Source organism: Staphylococcus auricularis (genome assembly GCF_001500315.1).
GTDB classification, from domain to species: domain Bacteria; phylum Bacillota; class Bacilli; order Staphylococcales; family Staphylococcaceae; genus Staphylococcus; species Staphylococcus auricularis.
The window spans coordinates 1-23432 of record NZ_LLER01000018.1; the positions used below are offsets into that span (position 1 = coordinate 1).

The 23432-nt window shown below is 37.0% G+C and carries 24 protein-coding genes, 2 tRNA genes and 1 rRNA gene; 3 read left to right on the plus strand and 24 right to left on the minus strand.

Translation table 11 applies throughout. From position 1 onward, the window contains the following. The 19 genes from APS80_RS08540 to APS80_RS08630 all read right to left on the minus strand — a co-directional run. Positions 1 to 322, minus strand: a 16S ribosomal RNA gene (locus APS80_RS08540); the annotation flags it as partial. Positions 323 to 466: 144 nt separating this feature from the next. Then, positions 467 to 540: transfer RNA gene (locus APS80_RS08545), tRNA-Gly, on the minus strand. 27 nt (positions 541 to 567) lie between these two features. Continuing rightward, positions 568 to 650 (minus strand) — tRNA-Leu (locus APS80_RS08550). 399 nt (positions 651 to 1049) lie between these two features. Further along, on the minus strand, positions 1050 to 1511 hold the full coding sequence (locus APS80_RS08555; RefSeq protein WP_059107855.1) for a SprT family protein: 462 nt from the start codon (positions 1509 to 1511) through the stop codon (positions 1050 to 1052). Next, positions 1504 to 3654: a Tex family protein gene (locus tag APS80_RS08560; RefSeq protein ID WP_059107856.1), complete on the minus strand. Its 2151-nt coding sequence runs from the start codon at positions 3652 to 3654 to the stop codon at positions 1504 to 1506. The genes APS80_RS08555 and APS80_RS08560 overlap by 8 nt, the downstream gene beginning before the upstream one ends. 250 nt (positions 3655 to 3904) lie before the next feature. Next, positions 3905 to 4675: an RNA polymerase sigma factor SigB gene (gene sigB / locus APS80_RS08565; protein ID WP_059107857.1), complete on the minus strand. Its 771-nt coding sequence runs from the start codon at positions 4673 to 4675 to the stop codon at positions 3905 to 3907. Beyond that, positions 4650 to 5129: an anti-sigma B factor RsbW gene (gene rsbW, locus APS80_RS08570; protein ID WP_059107858.1), complete on the minus strand. Its 480-nt coding sequence runs from the start codon at positions 5127 to 5129 to the stop codon at positions 4650 to 4652. Before rsbW ends, sigB begins: the two co-directional genes overlap by 26 nt. A 1-nt stretch (position 5130) precedes the next feature. Beyond that, on the minus strand, positions 5131 to 5457 hold the full coding sequence (locus tag APS80_RS08575; protein WP_059107859.1) for an anti-sigma factor antagonist: 327 nt from the start codon (positions 5455 to 5457) through the stop codon (positions 5131 to 5133). A gap of 76 nt (positions 5458 to 5533) precedes the next feature. Next, positions 5534 to 6535, minus strand: a complete 1002-nt coding sequence (locus APS80_RS08580; protein ID WP_059107860.1) for a SpoIIE family protein phosphatase — start codon at positions 6533 to 6535, stop codon at positions 5534 to 5536. A 459-nt stretch (positions 6536 to 6994) separates the two neighbouring features. Continuing rightward, the gene (locus tag APS80_RS08585) at positions 6995 to 7357 is read right to left on the minus strand and encodes a type II toxin-antitoxin system PemK/MazF family toxin (protein ID WP_059107861.1); all 363 of its coding nucleotides are present in this window, start codon (positions 7355 to 7357) and stop codon (positions 6995 to 6997) included. Beyond that, positions 7354 to 7524, minus strand: a complete 171-nt coding sequence (gene mazE / locus APS80_RS08590) for a type II toxin-antitoxin system antitoxin MazE (RefSeq protein WP_059107862.1) — start codon at positions 7522 to 7524, stop codon at positions 7354 to 7356. Before mazE ends, APS80_RS08585 begins: the two co-directional genes overlap by 4 nt. A gap of 90 nt (positions 7525 to 7614) precedes the next feature. Then, on the minus strand, positions 7615 to 8763 hold the full coding sequence (gene alr, locus APS80_RS08595) for an alanine racemase (RefSeq protein ID WP_059107863.1): 1149 nt from the start codon (positions 8761 to 8763) through the stop codon (positions 7615 to 7617). A 349-nt stretch (positions 8764 to 9112) separates the two neighbouring features. Continuing rightward, complete coding sequence (gene acpS, locus APS80_RS08600; protein ID WP_059107864.1) at positions 9113 to 9472, minus strand: holo-ACP synthase; 360 nt, start codon at positions 9470 to 9472, stop codon at positions 9113 to 9115. A 57-nt stretch (positions 9473 to 9529) separates the two neighbouring features. Then, positions 9530 to 10282 carry a PH domain-containing protein gene (locus tag APS80_RS08605; protein WP_059107865.1) on the minus strand — a complete coding sequence of 251 codons (753 nt, stop codon included), beginning with the start codon at positions 10280 to 10282 and terminating at the stop codon, positions 9530 to 9532. Then, entirely contained in the window at positions 10275 to 11783 is a 1509-nt protein-coding gene (locus APS80_RS08610) for a PH domain-containing protein (protein WP_059107866.1), read from the minus strand. Before APS80_RS08610 ends, APS80_RS08605 begins: the two co-directional genes overlap by 8 nt. Beyond that, on the minus strand, positions 11776 to 12255 hold the full coding sequence (locus APS80_RS08615; RefSeq protein ID WP_059107867.1) for a PH domain-containing protein: 480 nt from the start codon (positions 12253 to 12255) through the stop codon (positions 11776 to 11778). Before APS80_RS08615 ends, APS80_RS08610 begins: the two co-directional genes overlap by 8 nt. 192 nt (positions 12256 to 12447) lie before the next feature. After that, positions 12448 to 13941, minus strand: coding sequence for a degradosome RNA helicase CshA (gene cshA, locus APS80_RS08620; protein ID WP_059107868.1), 1494 nt, complete (start codon positions 13939 to 13941; stop codon positions 12448 to 12450). A 264-nt stretch (positions 13942 to 14205) separates the two neighbouring features. Continuing rightward, on the minus strand, positions 14206 to 15576 hold the full coding sequence (locus tag APS80_RS08625; RefSeq protein WP_059107869.1) for a UDP-N-acetylmuramoyl-tripeptide--D-alanyl-D-alanine ligase: 1371 nt from the start codon (positions 15574 to 15576) through the stop codon (positions 14206 to 14208). A gap of 12 nt (positions 15577 to 15588) precedes the next feature. Continuing rightward, positions 15589 to 16659 (minus strand): D-alanine--D-alanine ligase, encoded by a 1071-nt coding sequence (locus APS80_RS08630; protein ID WP_059107870.1) that lies wholly within the window; start codon positions 16657 to 16659, stop codon positions 15589 to 15591. 265 nt (positions 16660 to 16924) lie between these two features. On the opposite strand from APS80_RS08630, the gene APS80_RS08635 reads away from it, so the two are divergent. Continuing rightward, entirely contained in the window at positions 16925 to 18112 is a 1188-nt protein-coding gene (locus APS80_RS08635; protein ID WP_059107871.1) for an FtsW/RodA/SpoVE family cell cycle protein, read from the plus strand. Between the two features lie 440 nt (positions 18113 to 18552). On the opposite strand, the gene APS80_RS10875 is transcribed toward APS80_RS08635, so the two are convergent. The 3 genes from APS80_RS10875 to APS80_RS08645 all read right to left on the minus strand — a co-directional run bounded on the left by APS80_RS10875 (position 18553) and on the right by APS80_RS08645 (position 19441). Continuing rightward, on the minus strand, positions 18553 to 18693 hold the full coding sequence (locus APS80_RS10875; protein ID WP_169791263.1) for an Lmo0850 family protein: 141 nt from the start codon (positions 18691 to 18693) through the stop codon (positions 18553 to 18555). Between the two features lie 202 nt (positions 18694 to 18895). Continuing rightward, on the minus strand, positions 18896 to 19105 hold the full coding sequence (locus APS80_RS08640; protein WP_059107872.1) for a hypothetical protein: 210 nt from the start codon (positions 19103 to 19105) through the stop codon (positions 18896 to 18898). A 12-nt stretch (positions 19106 to 19117) separates the two neighbouring features. Next, positions 19118 to 19441, minus strand: coding sequence for a metal-sensitive transcriptional regulator (locus APS80_RS08645; RefSeq protein ID WP_373364584.1), 324 nt, complete (start codon positions 19439 to 19441; stop codon positions 19118 to 19120). Positions 19442 to 19549: 108 nt separating this feature from the next. On the opposite strand from APS80_RS08645, the gene cls reads away from it, so the two are divergent. Beyond that, positions 19550 to 21040 carry a cardiolipin synthase gene (gene cls / locus APS80_RS08650; protein WP_059107873.1) on the plus strand — a complete coding sequence of 497 codons (1491 nt, stop codon included), beginning with the start codon at positions 19550 to 19552 and terminating at the stop codon, positions 21038 to 21040. 185 nt (positions 21041 to 21225) lie between these two features. Here cls and APS80_RS08655 read toward each other — a convergent pair whose 3' ends face one another. After that, complete coding sequence (locus APS80_RS08655; protein WP_059107874.1) at positions 21226 to 21813, minus strand: M23 family metallopeptidase; 588 nt, start codon at positions 21811 to 21813, stop codon at positions 21226 to 21228. Positions 21814 to 21994: 181 nt separating this feature from the next. Here APS80_RS08655 and APS80_RS10640 point away from each other — a divergent pair, with 181 nt between their 5' ends. Then, complete coding sequence (locus tag APS80_RS10640; RefSeq protein WP_258026013.1) at positions 21995 to 22219, plus strand: transposase; 225 nt, start codon at positions 21995 to 21997, stop codon at positions 22217 to 22219. Positions 22220 to 22534: 315 nt separating this feature from the next. Here the strand turns inward: APS80_RS10640 and yidC are convergent, their stop codons facing one another. Beyond that, complete coding sequence (yidC, locus tag APS80_RS08660) at positions 22535 to 23404, minus strand: membrane protein insertase YidC (RefSeq protein WP_059107875.1); 870 nt, start codon at positions 23402 to 23404, stop codon at positions 22535 to 22537. Positions 23405 to 23432 lie beyond the last annotated feature (28 nt).

Genomic DNA, 23432 nt, shown 5'->3' on the forward strand with positions numbered 1-23432 from the left:
TGTGGCCGATCACCCTCTCAGGTCGGCTACGTATCGTTGCCTTGGTGAGCCGTTACCTCACCAACTAGCTAATACGGCGCGGGTCCATCTATAAGTGACAGCAAAGCCGCCTTTCACTGTAGAACCATGCGGTTCAACATGTTATCCGGCATTAGCCCCGGTTTCCCGGAGTTATTCCAGTCTTATAGGTAGGTTACCCACGTGTTACTCACCCGTCCGCCGCTAACGTCAAAGGAGCAAGCTCCTTATCTGTTCGCTCGACTTGCATGTATTAGGCACGCCGCCAGCGTTCATCCTGAGCCAGGATCAAACTCTCCATATAAAATATATGATGTTTGATTAGCTCATATTTGCTAAATGTGTTTCTTCAACACTTGTTCAATCAACGATTGAATCGTTGTTTATTGGAATTAACGTTGACATATTGTCATTCAGTTTTCAATGTTCATTTCTTCAAACAATTTAATGGAGCGGGTGATGGGAATCGAACCCACAACATCAGCTTGGAAGGCTGAGGTTTTGCCATTAAACTACACCCGCATGAGATGCGATATAATAAATTGTTGATGCGGCCGAGAGGACTTGAACCTCCACGGGATCTCTCCCACTAGGCCCTCAACCTAGCGCGTCTGCCATTCCGCCACGACCGCATTGGCAAGACGAAATTCATTACCTCTCAAAAGAGAACAATTAACATTGTACGCTTATCAATTAACTTTGTCAACAACTTTTTAAAATCAATTTTACAAAGTTAACGGGAATGTAATGTTTATGTCATTTCTTTAACGCAACGTTTATTATCTTATAACATTTTCGAGTAATAGTCAATAGGTTATGCTTATTTTTCTAAATAAATTATCTAATCACTCATGATGACCTTCACTTTGTAAAGATTCAAACTCAATTGCTTTTTATGAAAAAGGTTAGAACTGGTCATTTTGAAACGCACTTTCACTAAAAATAAGCTTTGGATTTTATCTAATAGTCCACCTAGCTTCTTGTTCTAGTCGCGATAATTATACTAACCGTTCTAACCTCTTCAAATATTTCTATTTAGTTTTATAATGTTGAATTAACTTCAATCTACCACCACAACGGCCGCATCTCATTTTCTTTGTATCAACTTTTCTAATTCGAGGAAATTTCGCGTGACAACGACCACATTCATACATGTAATTGACACGTTCTTCATACGATTGAATCGGTGTACAATATCTAGGCGCACCAACATGTAGACTCAGTTGTTTAAAATCTGTATCTCGATGTTGATAACCTCTGCCTGTAAGATGAAGATGATAATGACATAATTCATGTTTAATAATATCGACAACAGCTTGATAGCCATATTTTTCATATTGTTTATCGTTCACTTCTATATTATGACTTTTTAACAAGTATCTTCCACCTGTTGTTCTTAACCGTCGATTAAAATATGCCTGGTGTTTAAATGGTCGATGAAATTCAGACTGTGAAATCTGTTCCGTTAACGTTTGTAATTGTTCATCATTCATTTGGATCAATCATTGTTAATGATACTTTCCCTTTTTGTTCATCAATATCAAGAATCCATACGTCAACAATGTCTCCTACGCTGACTATATCCATTGGATTTTTAACAAATTTTCGAGAAAGCTTAGATATGTGTACAAGACCATCTTGTTTCACACCGATATCTACAAATGCCCCAAAATCCACAACATTGCGCACAGTACCACTCAGTTTCATACCTTTTGTTAAATCTTCAATGGATAATACGTCTGATTTTAATATAGGTGTTTCATATTCATCACGTGGATCTCGGTTAGGTGCAATCAATGCACTCACGATATCTTCAAGTGTGGGTTCCCCAATGCTTAACTTTTCAGCGACTTCATGTTGGTTAATTCGGTTCAAGGTAGCTTTCAACTGATCTGACCCGAGATCTTCAACAGATAAATTCAACTCATCTAAAAGCTGATAAGTGACTTGGTAACTTTCAGGGTGAATGGATGTATTATCTAGTGGTTCTTCACCATCCACTATACGTAAGAATCCGATACTTTGTTCAAAGGTTTTTGCGCCTAATCGTTTCACTTTCGCAATTTCTTTATTATGTTTAATTGCACCGTTTTCTTCACGATAGTTAATAATGTTTTGCGCAGTGCTTGAAGATAGACCTGCCACATATTGTAGTAACGCATGTGATGCTGTATTCACATCTACCCCTACTTGGTTTACTGCTGTTTCTACGACAAAGGTTAACGTATTTGCTAGTGATTTTTGGTTTACATCATGTTGATATTGACCGACACCTATAGATTTCGGATCGATTTTCACGAGCTCACTTAACGGGTCTTGAACTCGGCGTCCAATCGATACCGCACTTCGTTCTTCAACTTGAAAGTCTGGGAACTCGTTACGTGCGATTTCTGAAGCTGAATATACGGACGCGCCCGCTTCATTTACAATAATAAATTGAACTGCTAATTGATGTTTTTGAATCACTTGCGCTACAAATTGTTCTGTTTCACGACTTGCAGTGCCATTACCAATCGCTACCAGTTCTACATTATGACGTTTCACGAAATCTAAGAAAATACGTTCCGCTTCTTCTTTTTTGTTCACAGGTGGATGCGGGTACATTACACCTTTATCGACAAACGTGCCGAACGGATTAATCACTGCGAGTTTACAACCTGTACGGAATGCTGGATCGACTCCAAGGATTTGCTTACCTTTAATTGGTGGTTGTAATAATAAGTTTCTGAGGTTCTCACCGAACACGTCAATGGCATGCGTTTCAGCTCGCTCTGTTAAATCTCCACGGATTTCACGTTCAATGGAAGGCATGATTAATCGTTTTAAACTATCTTTAATCGCTGATTGTATCACTGCAGTACCTTCATGATCCCCGTTAATTTCTTGTTTGCGAATGAAATTTTCAATCCCTTGTGTGTCCATATCGATTTTGACAGTAATCACTTTTTCTTTCTCTGCACGATTTACTGCTAAAACGCGATGATTAGCGATTTTGTTAACGGGTTCACTGTAATCGTAATACATTTCATAAATATGTTTTTCATCATCAGCTTGTTTTTTCTTTTGCGTTACAAGTACACCGTGACGATTTGTATCTTTCAAAGCTTTCGTACGGTAAGTTGATTGATCTGAGATGTGCTCTGCAATAATATCTTGTGCGCCTGCAATCGCTGCATCTGCTGTTTCCACTTCATCATTAACAAATGCTTGTGCTTTTTCTGTTAATGGCATATCTAAAGAACTTTGTTGTATCCATTGTGCGAGCGGTTCTAACCCTTTTCGTTTCGCTTCTGTTGCACGTGTTTTCTTTTTCTGTTTATAAGGTCGATATAAATCTTCGACTCTTTGTAGTTTGGTTTGTGCTAAAATATCTTTTTTCAATTCGTCTGTGAGCATGCCTTGCTCTTCAATACTATGTAAGACCTCTTCTTTACGTTTTTGGAGGTTCACCATATATTGATATTCATCATTAATTTGTTTAATCTCGACTTCATCGAGTCCGCCTGTGCGTTCTTTTCTATAACGTGCGATGAACGGCACGGTATTATTTTCTTCTAACAAACCTAAGACGGCTTCAATTTGTTTCTTTGAAAAGTTATATTTTTCTATGATTGTTTGAATCAAATTGTTATCCATGATATCCTCCACTACTTCTAATGACTTATGCAATGATTTATTTTAACATATTTAAAGACTTCTCGAGATGTTTACGAGCTATCTCAACCTCTCACTTTTCGGAAAATCTCCCCTTACTCGATAACCTCAGAAATTTAGATGAGGCAATGTGAGCGAACTTTGCCCTTGTTGTTCCCTTTTCAAAATAAAACACAAAAAAGCACATCATCCGTTCTGTATAAAGAAATGATGTGCATAGTGTTGTGGCTGTTTATTCTACTGCTGCCTGTTGGAGTTTCTTTATTGCTGTACGTTGTAATCTAGAAACGTGCATTTGGCTGAGTCCAATGCGTTCACCCGTTTCTTTTTGACTTAAGCCTTCAATAAAAGTACATTGTATGATTTCACGTTCTCGGTCAGACAAGATAGGGAGTATTTTATCTAATATCATACGTTTTTCGGTGAGGTCATAATTATCATCTTGTTGACCCATGATGTCTAATAATGTCACCGTTGAGCCATCTTTATCCGCTTCAATAGAATGGTCTACACTTAAAGCATTATAGCTCTGGCTGATTTCCATCGCTTCCAATACTTCCTCTTCAGTAGCATCTAAGCGGTTCGCAATTTCTTCTATCGAAGGTGACCGTTCGAGTTCATTTGTCAGTTCATCGTTGACTTTTTTAATACGCGGTCCAATCTCTTTAATACGTCTAGGTACATGGACACTCCATGTCTTATCGCGTAGATAGCGTTTGATTTCCCCGATGACAGTCGGTACTAAAAACGCCTCAAATTTTCGATCATATGATATATCAAATCGGTTGATGGCACCGATTAAGCCAATCATACCAACCTGTACAAGATCTTCATGATGATATTGTCCCTTAGAATATTTATAAGCAAGGGACTCTATTAATTTACGATAATGTCTTACAAGTTTCTCTTGAGCATTCGTATCTTCATTATTCTGATGTTCGCTGATCCATTGATTTATTTGTTCAGGTGATACTTCATTAACTGATTTCGACTCTTTCGTCATTATTTCGCACCTGCTCTTTTCTTATAAACTTTATCATACTAATCGTTACACCAGAAGTTTTATCTATAGTCACTTCATCCATTAACGATTCAATGAGAAACAGTCCAAGACCACCCTCCCTTAAAAAGTTGATGCTTTCATTGTCTTGATATGGTCCAAGTTGTTTCTTCGTTTCTTCATAATCAAAGCTTTCTCCCTGATCTGAGATAACGATTTTAATCTTGTCATCAAATATTTCGAAACACAGATTAATCATGCCCTCATCTGAATCATCTTTGTATGCGTGTTTTACAGCATTTGTGACTGCTTCACTTACTGCTATTTTAGCATCTTCAATGTCATCATACGAAGCACCTGCTCGAGAAAATACACCTGAGAGTGTCAAGCGTATTAAGCTCACATATTCTGCTGTTGCTGGTAAGCGCATTTCGATATAGTCTTGTTTGGCCGGCATGTTACTCAACCTCCGTTCCTTTATTGACATGCATTAAATCTTTCAGCCCAGTAATGTCAAACAATCTTTCAATACGGTCAGACACACCTAAGATATATAATTCTTTTTCGTGTTGGTTTAATACTTTTAAGGTACCAACAAATAATCCTAATCCAGTTGAATCCATATAACTTACATTTTCCAAATTAACATATATATCATGTGTGCCCTCTTGTCGCATCGGGACTAGCACTTCCTCTAGTTCTGGAACAGTATAAACATCAAGCTCTCCAGCCACTTTCACTTCATAATAGTTGTCATGTGTCACTGTTTCAATGTTTAGATTCATACTCGTACACTCCTAGTTTTGTCTTAAGTAATATTTTGCTATACCCGCTTTTTACTAAAATTAATCCATATCGAAACTAGTTCACGCGCTTGATAATTAATATCGTGAGGTCATCACGCTTCTTAGGATTTTGTATTTTTAAAAGTGATTCGTATAACTGTTGTACGATATCTTGAGGATGAAGATGTCTATTTTTATGTATCATATCCAATAATTTTTGCTTGTCTATGAAGTTCCCGTCATTGTCTCGGGTCTCAGTGACACCATCTGTAAAGATAATGACTAAGTCATTTAAGTAAATCGGTATTTCTTGTTGAGCGTAACGTGTTTGTTGACTAATACCTAACACTCTACCGCGTACATCAATTTCTTCAAACGTTTCTGACTCAGCCCGGTAGATGTATCCTGGTTCATGACCTGCTGAGCTACAGTACAACAGATGATTCATTTCTTCATACAGACCATAGAACATCGTGACGAACATGTTTTGGTTTACGTTTTTCTCAACAACGCGGTTTAAACGTTTTAACGCATCACTTGGGAGTTGGGAATGTCCATAAGAGTCCATGCCGAACTTAATCATACTCATTGCAAGTGCTGCAGGAATGCCTTTACCGATGACATCGGCGATCGCAAAACTCATCGTGCCATCTTTATAATCAATTAAGTTAAAATAATCTCCACTTACTTTTTGAGCAGCAACAGAAATGACACCAATTTGAATACTGTCAAATTGCGGAATATCTGTTTTTAACATCGTTTGTTGGAGCCTTGCTGCAACTTCCATCTCTTTGTCATGGTGTTGCAGTTTATTGACTAAACGTTGATAATCTCGATAGCTATAGCCAAATCCTTTGACCACTTCTTCTAACACTTCTAGCGTGTTGAGTATTTGGGGCTCCGTTAAATTTAACGTCGCAATATATGATTTATGAATATCTACAATGTCCTCTGGTAAGATATCCTTTTTAATAACTTCTTCTGTAAATTCACAACATTCTTGACGTAAGGCATCAAAATCGTCAGTTTCTAAACTTTTGTCAATGAGTGCTTTATATTGAACTTTGAATACTTCCAAGTGACTTGTCCTCCTCAACCTGTAATCTACATATTCGTACTACATGACTATGTCACCACTGTGTTGACTCACAGTGACGTAAGACTTTCTCCTCCTTGTACTTGTCTGAAAAGTATTATAATTTAACAGTAACTTATATAGCAGTGATAAATTACAAAAAGAGCGGGATTGAAATCTTATAGTAATACATCTATTTGATTAATTCGTATTACTCTCCAGTAGTTGTGCTACTGCAAATTTAAGATTGCGGTTTCCCGCCCCTACAAAGATAGCATGCTTCACTTTGAACATTGATATCTAAAGTGAGCTACCTAGTAAGTTCTTTCCGTTTGTTACGTAAGCATATCTGTACATTGTTATTCTTTAGGTCGCTGTTTCTCGTTTATGCACGCATATGTTGTGGTCTCTATTTATGTACCAAAACTGTTGTCGTCTTTTATTTGGAGTACGGCTGTTAGATCATGATTTGAAATGTTTCATATTATGTAACCCTAAACTTATGAAGATAGCACGATTTACTTCTTCCATCTTCTCGTCAGATAGATATGTTAATTTCTCTTTCAGCCTCTTTTTATCTAATGTTCGAATTTGTTCTAACAAGATAACTGAATCTTTATCTAATTTATATTTCTTCTTGTCTATTTCTACATGGGTTGGAATTTTAGCTTTATTAATCCTACCTGTAATTGCAGCGACAATTACGGTAGGACTATATTTATTCCCAGTATCATTTTGAATGATAACAACAGGCCTTACTCCCCCTTGTTCAGACCCTTGAACTGGTGATAAATCAGCTAAATATACATCTCCTCGTCTCATCATTCATTATTGTGATTGGAGCTGAGGAATGATTCGTTACAATCACAAGCTTCACATTCGAAAGGAAAAGCTTCTGTTGCTAGGGAGAGATTAAGATCGGCCATTTGTGAATAGCCTTCTTTTAAGATTTGCTCCATATTGTGATATCTCGTAGTGTTAAAATTAGACATGAATAAGACCTCCAAGCGACCTTCATAGAATAATTAATTTTATTTGCTTCATTAATCTAATGATATCAAACTTTAATTGCAGTGACTACACTATTTCAGTAATTCGTTTTTTATTTCTACATCTTCACCTTTATAGTAGACACGAGGCAAGCGACGACTCAAGTTACATAACACTTCATAATTGATCGTCTGTTGTTGTCGTGCCAAGGCTTCACAGGACTGCGGTACATCAGAACGATGATCCATAAGTATCACTTGAGCGCCTGGTTTCACGTAGTCCGGAATGGCGATAATTGTTTGATCCATGCACACGCGACCAATGATTTCGCACTGTTCGCCGTTCACGTTCACCGTAAATCCTTGCATCATTCTCAAATAACCATCCGCATATCCAACAGGGATAATCCCTATTGTCATATCTTGGTCTGCTGTAAAAGTGCTACCATAGCTCACAGATTCGCCTGCTTTTAATTTCTTCGTTTGCACAATTTCTGTGACCCACTGCGCACTCGGTTTTAAATGAACTTTCACGTTTTCTTTCACATATTCAGAAGGATAATAGCCATAGAGTGAAATACCTACACGTACTGCATTACAAAACTGACTATCTTTGAGTAGACTCGCTGCTGAGTTTTGTGAATGTACAAAAGGTGGATGTTCGACTTCATTTACGATGGCTTCAAACTGTTCTTGTTGAACTTTCATCGCATCCGTATCTTCATCTGAAGTAGGAAAATGTGTGAAGACCCCTTCAAATATCATGTTTGATGTAGATTGGATCAATGACACAATTTCTTTATATTCGTGTGCTGATTTCACACCCAAACGACCCATACCTGTATCGATTTTAACGTGGAACCACATGCGTTTTTCATTTTCTTCATCTACATATGAGACTGCTTTTTTCATCCATGTTAAATCAGGTACAGTCATTGCAACACGGTGTTGAATTGCTTTATTAATATGTTCAGGTGGAATAACACCTAATACTAATATTCTAGCATCAACACCATGCATCCTTAATTCTACTGCTTCATCTAACGTTGCAACCGCAAAAAAATTAGCGCCGATGTCCATCAAGTGGCGTGCGATTACGACACTACCTAGACCATAACCGTTTGCTTTAACCACAGGGATTACAGTTTTATTTGGATGTAACTTACCGAACATTTGATAATTCGAAGTGATTGCATCTAAATCCACATTCACACGGGTGGGTCTATAATACTTATCTGACATATTTTTAATTTCCTCCTAGAAAGCAACGTTTCCCTTATTATTGATTTAATACAACAAGTTTATAACAAAACCAAGAGAAGACCAAAATAAATCCGTTTATTTTCAGTAATTTTAATCACTTTGTAACAATTTATGGCATGCACATATGCATAAAATGAAAAATAGCACTATCACTGTGATTCGACACTCCTATTCTTTACATCATTTTTATATCATAACGAAAAAACCACCCATCTAGTGTAGACACGATATTGATACATGGAAAAGTTTGCTTTTACCATATAACCTCAAGTTATCTAACTGATGCGTGGTTTGTTGAAATTAATCTTTCTTCAATAGACTAAACGACTCATGCATCTGCCGTTTCAATCACGACTTGACTCGTCGCATAATGTTCAGTATGGCTAATACTGACATGAACACGGTACCCCTCATAATCAATATGTGGGCACCCTTTCTCGTCGTTGTAACAATCGATATCGTGAAAAGCAACCGTTTTTCCTAATCCGGTACCGAGTGCTTTACTAAATGCTTCTTTACATGCGAAGCGTCCCGCTAAGAATTCTACCTTGCGTTGTTCACTTGTAAAATAATGAAATCGTTGTTGTTCATTTGTGGTCAGAATCCGTTCAACCACTTTCGGTTGTCGATTCAGTACGTGTTGGATACGTTCAATTTCAATTAAATCAATCCCGATACCATGAATCATGTATGTCACTCTTTCCTATTTTAATCATTACTTTTGACTGTCTTAATCAACTTATTCTTAACGACGGGCATGATCGCTATCATCAGAAGTTGAATTTTCTCTGTGTTCAATATCATCTTTAACTGACATCGTTTCATCTCGTCTCGTAAAGCTATCATTGTCATTCTGGGTTTGTGAATGTTGCGTTTCAGAGTCATGTATTACTTCATTTTGTTTTTGTGAATATTCTTCCTTATATTCATGAGGCGTTTCTGAATCTTCATGTGAGACAGGAGAAACCTCATGCACATCGACACGTTGTGCAACGCCGTCTTCATTAGAGACTACAGCGTTATCAGATTTTTTCAGTGCTCTAATGCGTTTTTTTAGATTTCGTGCTTCTTTTTTTGGAACTAAGGTTACATCGAGATCACCACCAGCTGTGGATAGCGACAATGTAGCTAGCCCATATTTTCGCATGATAGGCCCTTCTTCAATATTCAAGTTTTGTATACGAAAATAGGGTGCTTTTCTCGTTTTAATAAACCAAATACCTTTACGTACAGTAATCTCCTGGTCACCCACATCATAACGGAAAATTTTATATTTATAAATAGGTCGAATTAAAATCATGTAGACTGCAATCAATATGATAAGTACGACCCCTATGATAGTAACCCATTTAACCACCGTGTCGCCGGCCCAATGTAATAGAAATTGATTTGCAACAATCACCGAACCTAAAAGTATCGCTAAAATGATACTAGTCATAACACCTGTAATACGCATTACAGGTTTAGCTGATGGGGACATACGTTGATAATTAGTCATGGTTCTCACCTCTCAAGTACCATTGTTCTAAAGCTTCTACTTTGGATTGTTCTACGAATTCGAGTCCAATATCTTCATCCATAATACCTTTAGCAATTACAAAGTTGAAATTGAGCAATTCGCTTCTGACAAGGAAAGGATTGCTATCCATTTCCATACCTAACACTTTATTATATTTGAAATAAGACTGCTCGATACCAAAGGTTGTAACGTCACGAACGACCATTTCGTCATCTTTCACGTTGAAACCTGACATTTTAACAGAGGCTAAAGCATGCAACGCCATGATGACTGTGATCGCACCTGCCACTGCATAGCCCCAAGATGTGGAATAGTAATGGACAATACCGGCGATCGCAAATAATACGACAGCAGGAATCCAGAAGTGACGATGGTAACCACGCCAAGGCATGCCTGTTTCTGGCTCTTCAAAATGCATACTTGGTATCAAATCTTTCATCAATTCATATGCTTTGTCTCTTTTTATAAAAGGTAAAACTTTTACTTTTCCATCTTCAACATTGTCATCACCAACATCACTACTTGTCATATCACTTGTGATAATGAGCGACATAGAAGTATAACCGAATAATTTTCTTAAGAATGACTGATTTTCAACAATCGCTTGCATACGATCTACCGGTACAGTGATATGCTTCACTGTGAATAAACCATAACTAATATATAAGTGATTGCCAGATTGATCGACGGTGTAATTAAAATTACGCACAATAACGATCAACGTACCTACGATATAGCTGATAAGAATACCTATCATCAGTGTTGCGATCACTACGAGTGTCACAGATTGACCTAAAACTGCAAATTCACCAAACAAGTCATCCCATGGTATAAATTCTGTAAAGTTACCAACGATCGGTCCAATCACCGCAAAGGCCACACCGATTGCCCCACTCGTCATCGCCATGAGTAGCAATTCCTTCACTGTCATATGGTATATACGATGTTTCTCCTCTATTGTGTCGGTATCAAGCGCTGCTTCAGATTGTGCTTCATTCGTCTCTACATGATCAGTTGACTGTGCTTGTTTTAGTTCACGTTGTTTTTCTCTCAATGCTTGTTGTAACATGTCACTCTGACTTTTTGAAATCGTATCAAGCACGATGCCATCACTCGGTGTTGTAACTTTAAGTTCAACACCTTTCACAAGTTGTTGGATGATCCCTTGGTTCGTATCCATAGATTGAATACGACGAATATTTAATTCAGTTCGTTTCTTCGTCAAAATCCCTTTTTTCACGATAAAATGATCTCCCTCAATCCAATATCGTGTTTGATAGACCTCAAGAAACGCATAGACTGAAAGCACTATAATCAATATCATAAATCCAGATGGCATGATATAACTCATCGGATCCGTAAAATCAAAATCTCTAATGTTAAATACTAAAAAGATAATAATAATAATAAAGTTTTGTTTGATTACGCTAATTAAACCGGATAAATAAGAAATAGGGTGTAATTTTTGTGGTTCAGACATCGGTATCTTCACCTCTCAAACGTTGAAAGACATCCGCTTCAATACGTTCTATATCTTCATTCGCCATCAACGGTAGTTCTAATTCATGTCCCGCCGTCGTTAACTCTAAAGCACTTAGATCCCAGCGGTTCATCAACGGATTCGTCTTCCTATCAGTAAATTGAATGCGTTCATATTTCATAATTTTTCGCGATTTGAAAATAAAATCACTTTTGACTTCTAAAAATTCTGGCGTCACTTTATAAAACTGGAATTTATATCTCGCCCAAGGCCCAACGCAGATATAAATCACGTCTAGCGCAAGTAATACATAAAAGCCATAATCGAAAATATTGAGCCAATTAAAATGAATAGAGCAATATAATAACGCGAGTATAACCCCAATAGTTATAATCCCCTCAACAATTTCTGTAATGTAATAATATATTAACGCCTGCTTTGGGCTGCGATGATATGCTTCATTCGTATTCATGTCATACCCCTTTCAGCAATTTTTATTACTTATAACATATCATAAATTCACTAAAAATAGGTCCCTTTATTTTATAAATTAATTAAAATAATGAATCAGCCGCTTTCTTTTGCCCTTTCACCTACTTCATGTTGCACTAAAAAAGGTAGGAACCATTCATGATTCCTACCTTGCTTACATCACACACGTTACTTATTTTTTATGATCAGCAAATGTGCGACCTTTCATAGATTTTTTATTTGAGTTACGGTCGTGGTTGCCTTTTTTATTATTGTAGTTTCTATTACGACGATTTTTATTATCGTATTTACCATCACCACGTTTATTGTTACGGCGTGGACCACCTTTGTTATTACGGCCTTTACGTGCTAATGGTTTTTCAAATGTTAATTGTACTTCCACTTCATCGTTTGCTTCTACGAGTTCTTGAAGTAATGACGCGATAAGTTCTACATCGTTATATTCTTCTAATAAATCATAAGCGATGCGTTGAAGTCTTGGTTCACTAGGATTAGACATCCAGCGTTTCACTTTATCTTTAATGTCGTTTTCACGTGCTTTTAATACTTCCTTACGATGTGGAGGACGAAGTGCTTTCATTTGGCGACCATTCGTTTGCTCGATTTGTCTAATATAATCCATTTCAATAGGATTAACGAATGTTACCGCAATACCTTCTTTACCTGCACGGCCTGTACGTCCGATACGGTGCGTATAACTTTCAGTATCTTGCGGAATATCAAAGTTGTAAACGTGACTGACGCCAGAAATATCTAAACCACGTGCAGCAACGTCAGTCGCTACTAAGATATCGATTTGATCGTTTTTAAATTTCTTCAACACTTCAAGACGTTTGGCTTGAGTGATATCACCGTGTAACCCTTCTGCTTTATAGCCTTTTGATAATAATGCACTTGTTAATTCATCAACACGACGTTTTGTACGACCAAACACAATTGCTAAATCGGGTTGATGTACATCTAAGAAGTTCGTAAACGTATCAAATTTTTCTAATTCTTTCACGATTGTATAATATTCATCGATGTGAGGGTCTGAGATTTCGTTATTCATCGTTTTCACGATTTCTGGGGATTTCATAAATTGTTGTACTAAAGTTTGGATTGCTTTAGGCATTGTCGCTGAGAACAATAGTGTTTGACGTTGTTCTGCAGGAATTTTGTCCATGATAAATTTCATATCGTCGATGAAGCCCATGTTCATCATTTCGTCTGCTTCATCTAATACGAGGGTATGAATATCGTTCGTTTTAAGGGTACGACGATTTAAGTGGTCAATCACACGTCCAGGTGTCCCTACCACGATTTGAGGTCCTTTTTTCAACGCTTTAATTTGGCGGTCGATCGGCATACCACCAAAGACAGTCACTACTTGAATCGGTTGTCCCACCGCAAAAGATTTGATTTGTTCTGCGACTTGCATCGCCAATTCTCTTGTTGGAGCTAATAACAAGGCTTGAACACCTTTTTTGCCGGCAACTTTTTCTATAATGGGGATACCGAAAGCACCTGTTTTACCTGTACCTGTTTGTGCTTGGCCAAGAATGTCTTTACCTTCTAAGGCAAGAGGGATACTATCTTTTTGTATCGGTGTGGCTTCTGTAAAACCCATTGATTCTAGGGTTTCTACTGTTTTAGCCGAGATCCCTAACTCTTTAAAATTTTGCAAAGTAATTCTCCTTTATTTGATATATACTTAATTACGTTCTTTTAATTGTGTAATTTTTTCAACTTCTTAATATTACCACTATTAAAACACAAGTTGCAAATATATTTTGTTAATCGAGTCATTAATAAAGCGCTAAAAAAGCAAATTATAATTAGAATATGTGTTTTAACTTCATCACAATGCGATCTCACGCATGGATTAATACAGTTAAAGTATAGATCACTTTTATTTGGTTCCTTTCACCATCATAACAATCTTTAGGGTTTATCGTGAACCGTCATCTAATAATGCATCGACCGCTTCTTCTAATTTCATCCCTCTTGAACCTTTTACCAACACTTTATCCCCTGATTGGACCTGTTGTTTAAGCTGTTGAATTAACGCAGATTTATCATCGAAATGTTGCGCACTTTGAACAAAACGTTGACCTTCACGATGAATATTTGCTGCTTCTGTTCCGAACGTATAAAGTATATCAATCGCTTTACCCTCTAGATATGCTCCGACAGCTGCATGCATATCAGCGCTGTTGTCGCCAAGCTCTAACACATCACCAAGAACGAGAATTTTACGACCTTCCATAGCACCAAGCGTATCTATAGCTGCTCTCATACTAGTAGGGCTTGCATTGTACGCATCATTAATCACAAGCCCACCTTGTGCTAATGGGTGTTGTTCCATACGCATGCCAGTAAGCTGCACTTGGGCGATGTTTTGTCGAATCATCTCATAAGTGAGTCCTAAATGTTTACCTACTGTAATCGCCATTGCTGCATTTTTCATGTTGTGTTTACCTAAGATTGGTAAATGATATTGTTCTTCTGCATTCAATGTGAACGAAATACCCTCTGAGGTGATCTCATCCAAGTGACATACGCATTTATTCTCTGCTTGGAGTCCTATACTGACAGCTTCGACTTCTTTTAATGTATTGACGTGTGGAGCGAGGAGCGGTTCATCGCCATCATAGATAAATAAACCATCTGATTTTAGACCTGTTGTGATTTCAAATTTAGCTTGTGCGATACCTTCACGAGAACCCAGATCTTGCATATGAGATTCTCCGATATTCGTAATTACTGCGACATCTGGGTGTGTAAGATGAGACAATAATTCGATTTGATGAAAACCAGACATGCCCATTTCTAAAATAGAGATTTCAGTATCATGATCTAACTCTAAAAGTGTGAGGGGTAAACCAATCTCATTATTATAATTACCTTGCGTTTTTTTTACTTTAAAGTGTGGTTTCAATACACTTTCAATCATATCTTTCGTCGTCGTTTTACCGTTTGATCCAGTAACTGCAACGACTTTAGGATCGACGTCGTTTACATAGGCTTGGGCTAATTGTTGCAATGCGTCGAGTGTATCTTCAACCCATATAATAGGACCAGAAACAGTTTTGTCTATCGTTGTTCCTTTTTCATAAAATGACGCACCTGCACCATCTTGTAGTGCTTGTTTCACAAATTGATGTCCGTCAACATTTTCGCCTTTAAATGGAATGAACAACATGCCAGGTTCGATTTGGCGTGAGTCGATTGTGACACCTTTGATTGATTGTGATAAATCTTCCGCTTCTATGTCGCAAGGAATCCACTGTTGTATTTGTTTTAAGGTTACTTCAATCATCGTTTATCAACCTCAGTCAATTTTGTATTTGTTTTGTTGTTTATCAGCATATTTCTCTTTAGCTAAGTCGATTAATTTTTTAATGAGATCTGGGTATGCAAGTCCCATATTTTCCCAAAGACTTGGGTACATACTAAATTCAGTAAACCCTGGCATTGCATTCGTTTCATTAATGAAGATTTGATTGTCTTCAGTTACAAAGAAATCTGCGCGTAAAAGACCTGAACAGTCCGTCGCTTTGAAAGCTTCTACAGCCATATCACGTAACGTTTGTTGCACGTCTGGTGCTAGGTCAGCAGGAATATCTAAGCGGATATTACCGTCTTTGTATTTCGCTTTATAGTCATAGAACGCAACTTCTTTCACCACTTCACCTGGAAGCGTCGTTTCCGGATAGTCGTTACCTAGCACAGCTACTTCAATTTCACGTGCATTGATACCTTGTTCAATGACAAGTTTACGGTCAAAATGGAATGCTTCTTCGATACCTGCTTTTAACTCTTCTTCGTTATTACATTTACTAATACCGACACTTGAACCTAAGTTTGCTGGCTTAACAAACACTGGGAATTCAAGTTTATCGTTCACAAGTTTCAAGATGTTATCTTCGTACTTACGATATTCACTGCGTAAGAAACTTACATATGGCAATTGTGGTAAGCCACGATGCGCAAATAATTGTTTCATCACAAGTTTATCCATAGAACTTGATGCAGCGAGTACACCATTGCCCACGTATGGAATATCTAAGACTTCAAATAAACCTTGGATAGTACCATCTTCACCATTAGGTCCATGTAATAATGGAAAGACTGCACTATAACTTTCGCCATCTGCATTTGAAGTTAAGAGTTGAGAGATATCCCCTGGCTCAACATCTTCGAGTTTTAATGTCTCTTGGTCTTCGATAGGTGTTGAGACACGTTCTTGTTTTTTCCATAGGCCATCGTTGGTGATATAAATCATATCGATGTCGTATTGCTCTTTATCTATCGCATTTAATACATTTTGCGCTGTCAGGATCGACACATCATGTTCTGCGCTTTTTCCCCCATAAATTACACATATATTCTCTTTTGCCATGTATGTTGCCTCCAAAATAATTTTCTTAAACTTTATCATACCATGATTACATACGCTTTTGCATTTGTTACCCATTTTATATGAAAGATTTTTAAAACATTTATTTTAGTGATAAAAATACGTGTTTGATCTCATTTAAATGAAAGTCTCAAACCTAGCGTTTTCTATTTAAAACTGTAGTTGATTCTAGCAAATTAGTATAAAGTCATATAGAATCGGTATATAATAGATTATTAGGGAAATATTCGATTTAAAGGAGTACATAATGAATACTTCACGTCAATCAAAAAATGAACATTGGATACGCAAGATAGACTGGATACTCGTTGGTATCATTGCATTGTTAGCCATCATTAGTGTCATTATTATTCACTCCGCGATGGGTGGCGGACAATACAGTTCCGACTTTAGTAATAGACAAATTATTTATTACATCTTAGGTGGCTTACTCGCCGCTTTAATTATGTTTATCTCGCCTAAAAAATTAATGAAATATGCCTATTTACTGTACGCGATCTTATGCGTGATGTTACTCGTTTTAATCATCATGCCTGAAACGGCCATCACACCAATCATCAACGGTGCACAAAGTTGGTATACAATTGGACCAATCAGTATACAACCTTCAGAGTTCATGAAGATCGTGCTCATCCTTGCATTGGCACGCTTAATATCACGTCATAACAAGTTTACATTTAATAAATCGATCGAAACAGATTTCGTTTTATTAGCTAAAATTATTGGCGTATCTTTCATTCCGCTCATATTGATTCTACTGCAAAACGACTTAGGTACAACGCTCGTACTACTAGCTATTATTGCAGGTATCGTGATCATTAGCGGGATTACTTGGAAGATATTGGCGCCGTTATTCCTGACTGGTATCATCGCTGCTGCAAGTATTATCTTGTCAGTTATATTTAAACCAGAACTGATTGAAAAACTACTAGGCATTCAAACTTATCAAATGGGTCGTATTAATTCTTGGTTAGATCCATATACCTATAGTAGTGGCGAGGGTTATCACTTAACCGAATCAATGAAAGCCATTGGTTCAGGTCAGCTGTTCGGTAAGGGCTTTAATAAAGGGGAAGTTTACATCCCTGAAAACCATACCGACTTTATCTTTTCAGTCATCGGTGAAGAATTTGGTTTTATTGGTGCAGTCGTACTCATTCTTATCTTCTTAGCACTTGTGTTCCATCTCACACGATTAGCTACAAAAAATGATGGACCGTTCAATAAAATCTTTATCATAGGATTTATTTCTTTAATTCTCTTCCACCTTGTACAAAATGTAGGTATGACTATCCAATTATTACCTATTACAGGTATTCCATTACCATTTATCAGTTACGGTGGTAGTTCGCTATGGAGCTTAATGTGTGGTGTCGGTATCGTGTTATCGATTTACTATCATCAACCTACACGGCTTTATCAAGAACAACAGTAAAAAAGCACCCCTATCACATAAGGTATATAAAAAACGTCGATTGCACTTTTACAGGTGAATCGGCGTTTTCTTTTTAAATAAAGCAAAGTAGGATTAGCAAATGATTTAGAAAAAGGCATAAAAATAGGTACTCCTACTTGAGATCTTTACGTAAATCCCAATGTAGCAGTACCTTATATCATATGGATTGATAACATTGATCTAATCTTTTTATATACAATAAGCAAAACCATGTCATATACTCATCTAAATCGGTATACGAACATGCTGGAACAATCTAGACTGTATCGTTGTCCTTATGCTAAAAATTTCAAGCTACCTATTTCGAGGGTCGTGAACAAATTCGCAAGTGACCCTATTTACTTCTCATGTAAACCATTTAAACTAAATCGCGATATCTATCTATGCAAAATGACAAATTAATCGTTCTATGTGAATTATTACTTCAATTCATTTGTCGGTTTAATATTTGCTGGTAATGAATGCATTACTTCAAGTCTAGATTTAGTTTTCTTTATGTTTACTCCTAATGATGATAACAACTTAACTACATTTTGCAATTTATCTTTATTGTCATCCATGTTATCACACCTTTTACTATAAGTTCATTTTTATTCTACCCTAATTAAATATAAATTACTACATAATTTTCGAATCTTTTAAAAACTTCACAATAAATAAATATAACTAACATTATTCGTCTGTGTTTAAGGGTTCATCGTCATGGATTGAACCTCAAATTTAAGCTATATACAATCACACGGATTCAATTTCCTTTCATATTTAATATAGCACAGTGCACCCGAGATCATAAACAGTTTTTTCTAATGTATTGAGGTTCATTGGTGTGTCAAATTCAATTTCGATTTCATCTGGATTGTCATTAAAGGCTACTCTGTCTGCACCGATTAAGTGTGTGAGCGTCGTTTCTATATGTTCACCTTCTGTCTGATCTTTCACTGGTTCCAAATAAATCGTCTTGGTTTGCTTCATAATTAATTGATCTTACCCTTTCATCAACTTTTGAAACGTCACTAATAATTCTTCCATCGCTTCTTGTTGTTTACCGTCATTGACCTTGTCCATAATACAGCTTTTCATGTGATAATCTAATAGTCGCATCGCCACACTATTAAGTGCTGAACGTGTCGCTCTGATCTGTGTGAGCACATCATCACAATACACATCTTCATCGATCATGCGATTAATCGCTCGCACTTGTCCTTCAATGCGGTTCAATCTCGATCTTAAATTGGTTTTAACTTCTTCGGAATGATGCGCATGTTGCTCCTCCACCAAAAGCACCCCTCTTTCATAATTCACGTTCATGTTATACCCCGTCCCCGTATGAGTCAAATGTCAAACTGGTAAATAAGTGATACAATGTTGTAGAATTTAAAAACAAAGTGATCAACGTTACATAAAGGAGGACAGCTTATGTTTGATTTTTTTCCATACATGACAGCTTTTGGATCGACAAACTTAATTCTTAACATCGTTTTAATTGGCGCCTTCCTTTTAAATATTATCTTTGGATTTACCATTGTATTTCTAGAGCGACGTTCTGCAGGATCGATTTGGGCATGGCTATTTGTACTGGCCTTCATCCCTATCTTAGGATTCATTCTCTATCTGTTATTCGGTCGCCAAATCCAACGTTCTCACATTTTCAAATTGAATGATGAAGACAAAATTGGACTTGAGATGATCGTTAAAGAACAACTCGCAGAAATACAATCCGATGACTTTTCCAAAGGCAGTTATGAGATCGTGAAATATAAAGACATGATTCAAATGTTGTTAGGGAATAATTCAGCCTTTCTTACTACAGATAATGATATTCAAATCTTTACAGATGGTAAGAAAAAATTCGATAAATTACTAGAAGATATTGAGCAGGCTCGCGATTACATACATATTCAGTATTACATCATTCGTAATGATGGTTTAGGTAAGCGCATTTTAGAGGCACTGGAACGTAAACTAGAAGAAGGTGTAGAAGTTAAAATGCTTTACGACGATATGGGTTCTCGTGGTCTATCACTGAAAGCCTTTAAATCATTTCGTAAAAAAGGCGGACAAGTTGAGGCGTTCTTCCCATCTAAGTTACCACTCATCAATTTACGTATAAATAACCGTAACCATAGAAAAATCGTCGTGATTGATGGTCACATCGGCTACGTTGGCGGCTTCAATGTAGGTGACGAATATCTCGGCTTGAAGAAAAAATTTGGTTACTGGCGTGATACCCACCTACGTATCGTCGGAGATGCGGTTAATGCCTTACAATTACGTTTTATGTTAGATTGGAACTCTCAAGCTTCTCGTGACAATTTACAATACGAATCACGCTACTTCCCTGATGTTGATTCTGGCGGTACGACCGGTGTTCAAATCGCAACGAGTGGCCCTGATGAAGAATGGGAACAAGTCAAATACGGTTATTTGAAAATGATCGCTTCAGCGAAAAAATCCATTTTCATACAATCACCTTATTTCATCCCAGACCAATCATTCCTAGATGCCATTAAAATCGCTGCGCTAGGTGGGATCGACGTTAATATTATGATTCCTAGTAAACCGGACCATCCATTCGTCTTTTGGGCAACGTATAATAATGTCGCATCATTATTAGATTCTGGCGTTAACGTGTTCCATTACGACAATGGTTTCCTCCATGCGAAAGTGATGGTTATCGATGACGAAATTGCGAGTGTAGGTACGACAAACATTGATCACCGCAGCTTTACTCTTAACTTTGAAATCAATGCCTTTATTTATAACTCAGATATTGCAAAACAATTGAGAGACAGTTTCTATGAAGATCTAGAGGTCTCTTACCGTCTGACAAAATCACTTTATGAAAAACGAGGCTTATGGATTAAATTTAAAGAAGGTATCTCAAGACTTATATCACCGATTCTGTAGAGTTAACGCTATAAAATTAACTTCATATTTTTATTAAAAAAGCGAGATTGGAACACGACTTTGCCTGAATCAATCAAGCAAGCGTGCGATCCAACCTCGCTTATTTTATATATTATGGACGATTTTTTTGGAAGATGAAATGGCTTCGCGGAAGTGTGCCATGGTGCTTATAAGATGATGGACATTTATTTCTCTAGATCATATAGACTTTTTTCGCCATCAGGTAATTGATCCACAAAATCCGCTGGATCTTCAGCGTATTTGTTACCTACGCCGCCTTTCATGCGTTGAAAATGAAGGTGTGGACCGGTCGTCTGCTCACCTGTGTTACCAGATAATGCAACGACGTCCCCTCTCTTCACTTCATCCCCAGTTTCTACTTTGTACTCACTTAAATGCATATACCATTCATAATGCTTACCGTCATCTTCTGCAATCTGTAATACATTTCCGCCTAATTTATCCTTAAAGGTACGTGTCACTATGCCATCTGCAGCTGCTTTAATCGGTGTTTTTCTTGGCAATGCATAGTCAATGCCATAGTGTTTCCCATCGAAGTCAGCATATTCATATTCGCCAAAGGTTTCTGTCTCTCTACTGCCATCAAACAAATCATCCCAGTCATAATCATCTTCAGACTGATCTGAAGATGCAACTGTGGTTTTAATATCATTAAACCAAGATTGTATGCGTTCCATGTTGGTGAAAATGAGTATCGCAGGAATTAAGATTACACCGCAAATCAATAAAATTTTTATCGCTCTCTTCACGATTCTTTGTACCTCCCAGTAATTGGTAACAATCTATTATACGAGTTTCTTCTCCCTCGCTCAATGTTAATGCCCAAATCTAGGTCTAATGAATGAGTAGCGATCTACTTCTATTTCTCTTTTATTTGTACTTAAACAAAAGATGAAGAACCATAAAAATGATGTAACACCTGTCATATAGAAAATCGTTAGATTTTATAAAAAACATCAAGAAATTATAGATAATGCGATGGATTATCAAAATTTAAATAACGGTGCTATAGAAGGAATCAATCACAAAATTAAGTTGATTAAGCGGGTATCCTACGGTTATCGTAACTTTGACTTCTTTAAAAATAGGATTTTTATTATCTTTAGACTTTATAAACGAGATAAGAAAAAAGGCGACTCCAACAGAAACATCGGATAAAGTCGCTTAGAAAGATTGCATCACCGTCCGAGACTCCTGAGGCATCTAGCCGAAACTGAAAATCCATTTTGGCCAAATACATGTAGTAATTTAATGTGTTATTTATTAGCCAAAATTAGTTGAAGTGAAGCGCCTAAGAAAGCGAGGACAGGTAAGCAATCTGTAGAGCACCACTTAATATATAGTGACATTTTCCCACCATAAATGGTGGAGAGCCCCTTAAACAAACAAAACCCCTTTACTCATTTTGTGATTAAAATAAGTAAAGGGGATGTATCTCATTGAATACCCTTGTATGACATGATTCAAAGATGCTTATTTTTTCTTGTTTTTCTTAGAAACGACTTGGGTATTTTTACCTTTTTTACCTTTGTTATTACGTTTTGCTTCAACAGCTTCTATCATTGGTGCAACTTCTTTTTTAGCTAATCTTGAGTAGTATGTATTAGCTATGTACGTTTGTACAACCAAGAATGCCGCACTGACTGACCAATAAAGACCGAGGGCTGAAGCAGAACTTAATGAAAGCCAAACAATCATGATTGGTGAAATGATCATCATGATATAACCCATTTGTCTTTGTTCTTGTGGCATGCTCATACTTGATACGTATGCTTGTAAGAAGTATAATACACCGGCAATAATGGTAATCCAAATATCTGGTTTAGATAAATCGAACCATAAGAAATTAGGATGTTCTGTAAAACCGCCACTTGATGGGTACTTCAACACGAAGAATAAGCCCATGATAATTGGCATTTGAATGATGATCGGTAAACAACCTAACATGTTTTTCATCGGGTTCATATCGTACTTTTTATAAACTTCCATCATTTCTTGGTTAGCTGCTATTTTTTCTTCTTGTGTGCGTGCGCGTTTAACTTTTTCCTGAATTGCATCAATGTCAGGTTTAGCCACTTTCATTTTCTCACGCATCATATGACTGTTTTTATAGTTAGATAACATGAATGGCATTAAGACTAGACGAATCACTAATACTAAAACAATGATTGCTAGACCATAGTTATCATTGAAGGCATGCCCTAACCAATGAATCAGTTTATCCATAGGTGCAACGAATGTATTAAAGAAGAAACCATCTCTATTCTCTGGTTTTGAGTAGTCACACCCTGCTAAAAAGACCATTACACCTAATAACATAGGTAGTAGTGCTTTTTTCTTCATTTTCCCACCTCAAAAGATATATTCGCAT

What these genes read in the sequence shown, in the direction of transcription:
- APS80_RS08555 (WP_059107855.1), bottom strand. Translation starts at nt 1,511, where the DNA reads ATGAATGATGAACAATTACAAACGTTAACGGAACAGATTTCACAGTCT.
- APS80_RS08610 (WP_059107866.1), bottom strand. Translation starts at nt 11,783, where the DNA reads ATGTCTGAACCACAAAAATTACACCCTATTTCTTATTTATCCGGTTTA.
- acpS (WP_059107864.1), bottom strand. Translation starts at nt 9,472, where the DNA reads ATGATTCATGGTATCGGGATTGATTTAATTGAAATTGAACGTATCCAA.
- APS80_RS08605 (WP_059107865.1), bottom strand. Translation starts at nt 10,282, where the DNA reads ATGACTAATTATCAACGTATGTCCCCATCAGCTAAACCTGTAATGCGT.
- APS80_RS08640 (WP_059107872.1), bottom strand. Translation starts at nt 19,105, where the DNA reads ATGAAGCAAACCAAGACGATTTATTTGGAACCAGTGAAAGATCAGACA.
- APS80_RS08645 (WP_373364584.1), bottom strand. Translation starts at nt 19,441, where the DNA reads ATGAACGTGAATTATGAAAGAGGGGTGCTTTTGGTGGAGGAGCAACAT.
- sigB (WP_059107857.1), bottom strand. Translation starts at nt 4,675, where the DNA reads ATGACGAAAGAGTCGAAATCAGTTAATGAAGTATCACCTGAACAAATA.
- APS80_RS08560 (WP_059107856.1), bottom strand. Translation starts at nt 3,654, where the DNA reads ATGGATAACAATTTGATTCAAACAATCATAGAAAAATATAACTTTTCA.
- alr (WP_059107863.1), bottom strand. Translation starts at nt 8,763, where the DNA reads ATGTCAGATAAGTATTATAGACCCACCCGTGTGAATGTGGATTTAGAT.
- cls (WP_059107873.1), top strand. Translation starts at nt 19,550, where the DNA reads ATGTTTGATTTTTTTCCATACATGACAGCTTTTGGATCGACAAACTTA.
- APS80_RS08615 (WP_059107867.1), bottom strand. Translation starts at nt 12,255, where the DNA reads ATGAATACGAATGAAGCATATCATCGCAGCCCAAAGCAGGCGTTAATA.
- yidC (WP_059107875.1), bottom strand. Translation starts at nt 23,404, where the DNA reads ATGAAGAAAAAAGCACTACTACCTATGTTATTAGGTGTAATGGTCTTT.
- mazE (WP_059107862.1), bottom strand. Translation starts at nt 7,524, where the DNA reads ATGTCTAATTTTAACACTACGAGATATCACAATATGGAGCAAATCTTA.
- APS80_RS08635 (WP_059107871.1), top strand. Translation starts at nt 16,925, where the DNA reads ATGAATACTTCACGTCAATCAAAAAATGAACATTGGATACGCAAGATA.
- APS80_RS08630 (WP_059107870.1), bottom strand. Translation starts at nt 16,659, where the DNA reads ATGGCAAAAGAGAATATATGTGTAATTTATGGGGGAAAAAGCGCAGAA.
- APS80_RS08625 (WP_059107869.1), bottom strand. Translation starts at nt 15,576, where the DNA reads ATGATTGAAGTAACCTTAAAACAAATACAACAGTGGATTCCTTGCGAC.
- rsbW (WP_059107858.1), bottom strand. Translation starts at nt 5,129, where the DNA reads ATGCCGGCCAAACAAGACTATATCGAAATGCGCTTACCAGCAACAGCA.
- APS80_RS08575 (WP_059107859.1), bottom strand. Translation starts at nt 5,457, where the DNA reads ATGAATCTAAACATTGAAACAGTGACACATGACAACTATTATGAAGTG.
- APS80_RS08585 (WP_059107861.1), bottom strand. Translation starts at nt 7,357, where the DNA reads ATGATGAGACGAGGAGATGTATATTTAGCTGATTTATCACCAGTTCAA.
- APS80_RS10875 (WP_169791263.1), bottom strand. Translation starts at nt 18,693, where the DNA reads ATGGATGACAATAAAGATAAATTGCAAAATGTAGTTAAGTTGTTATCA.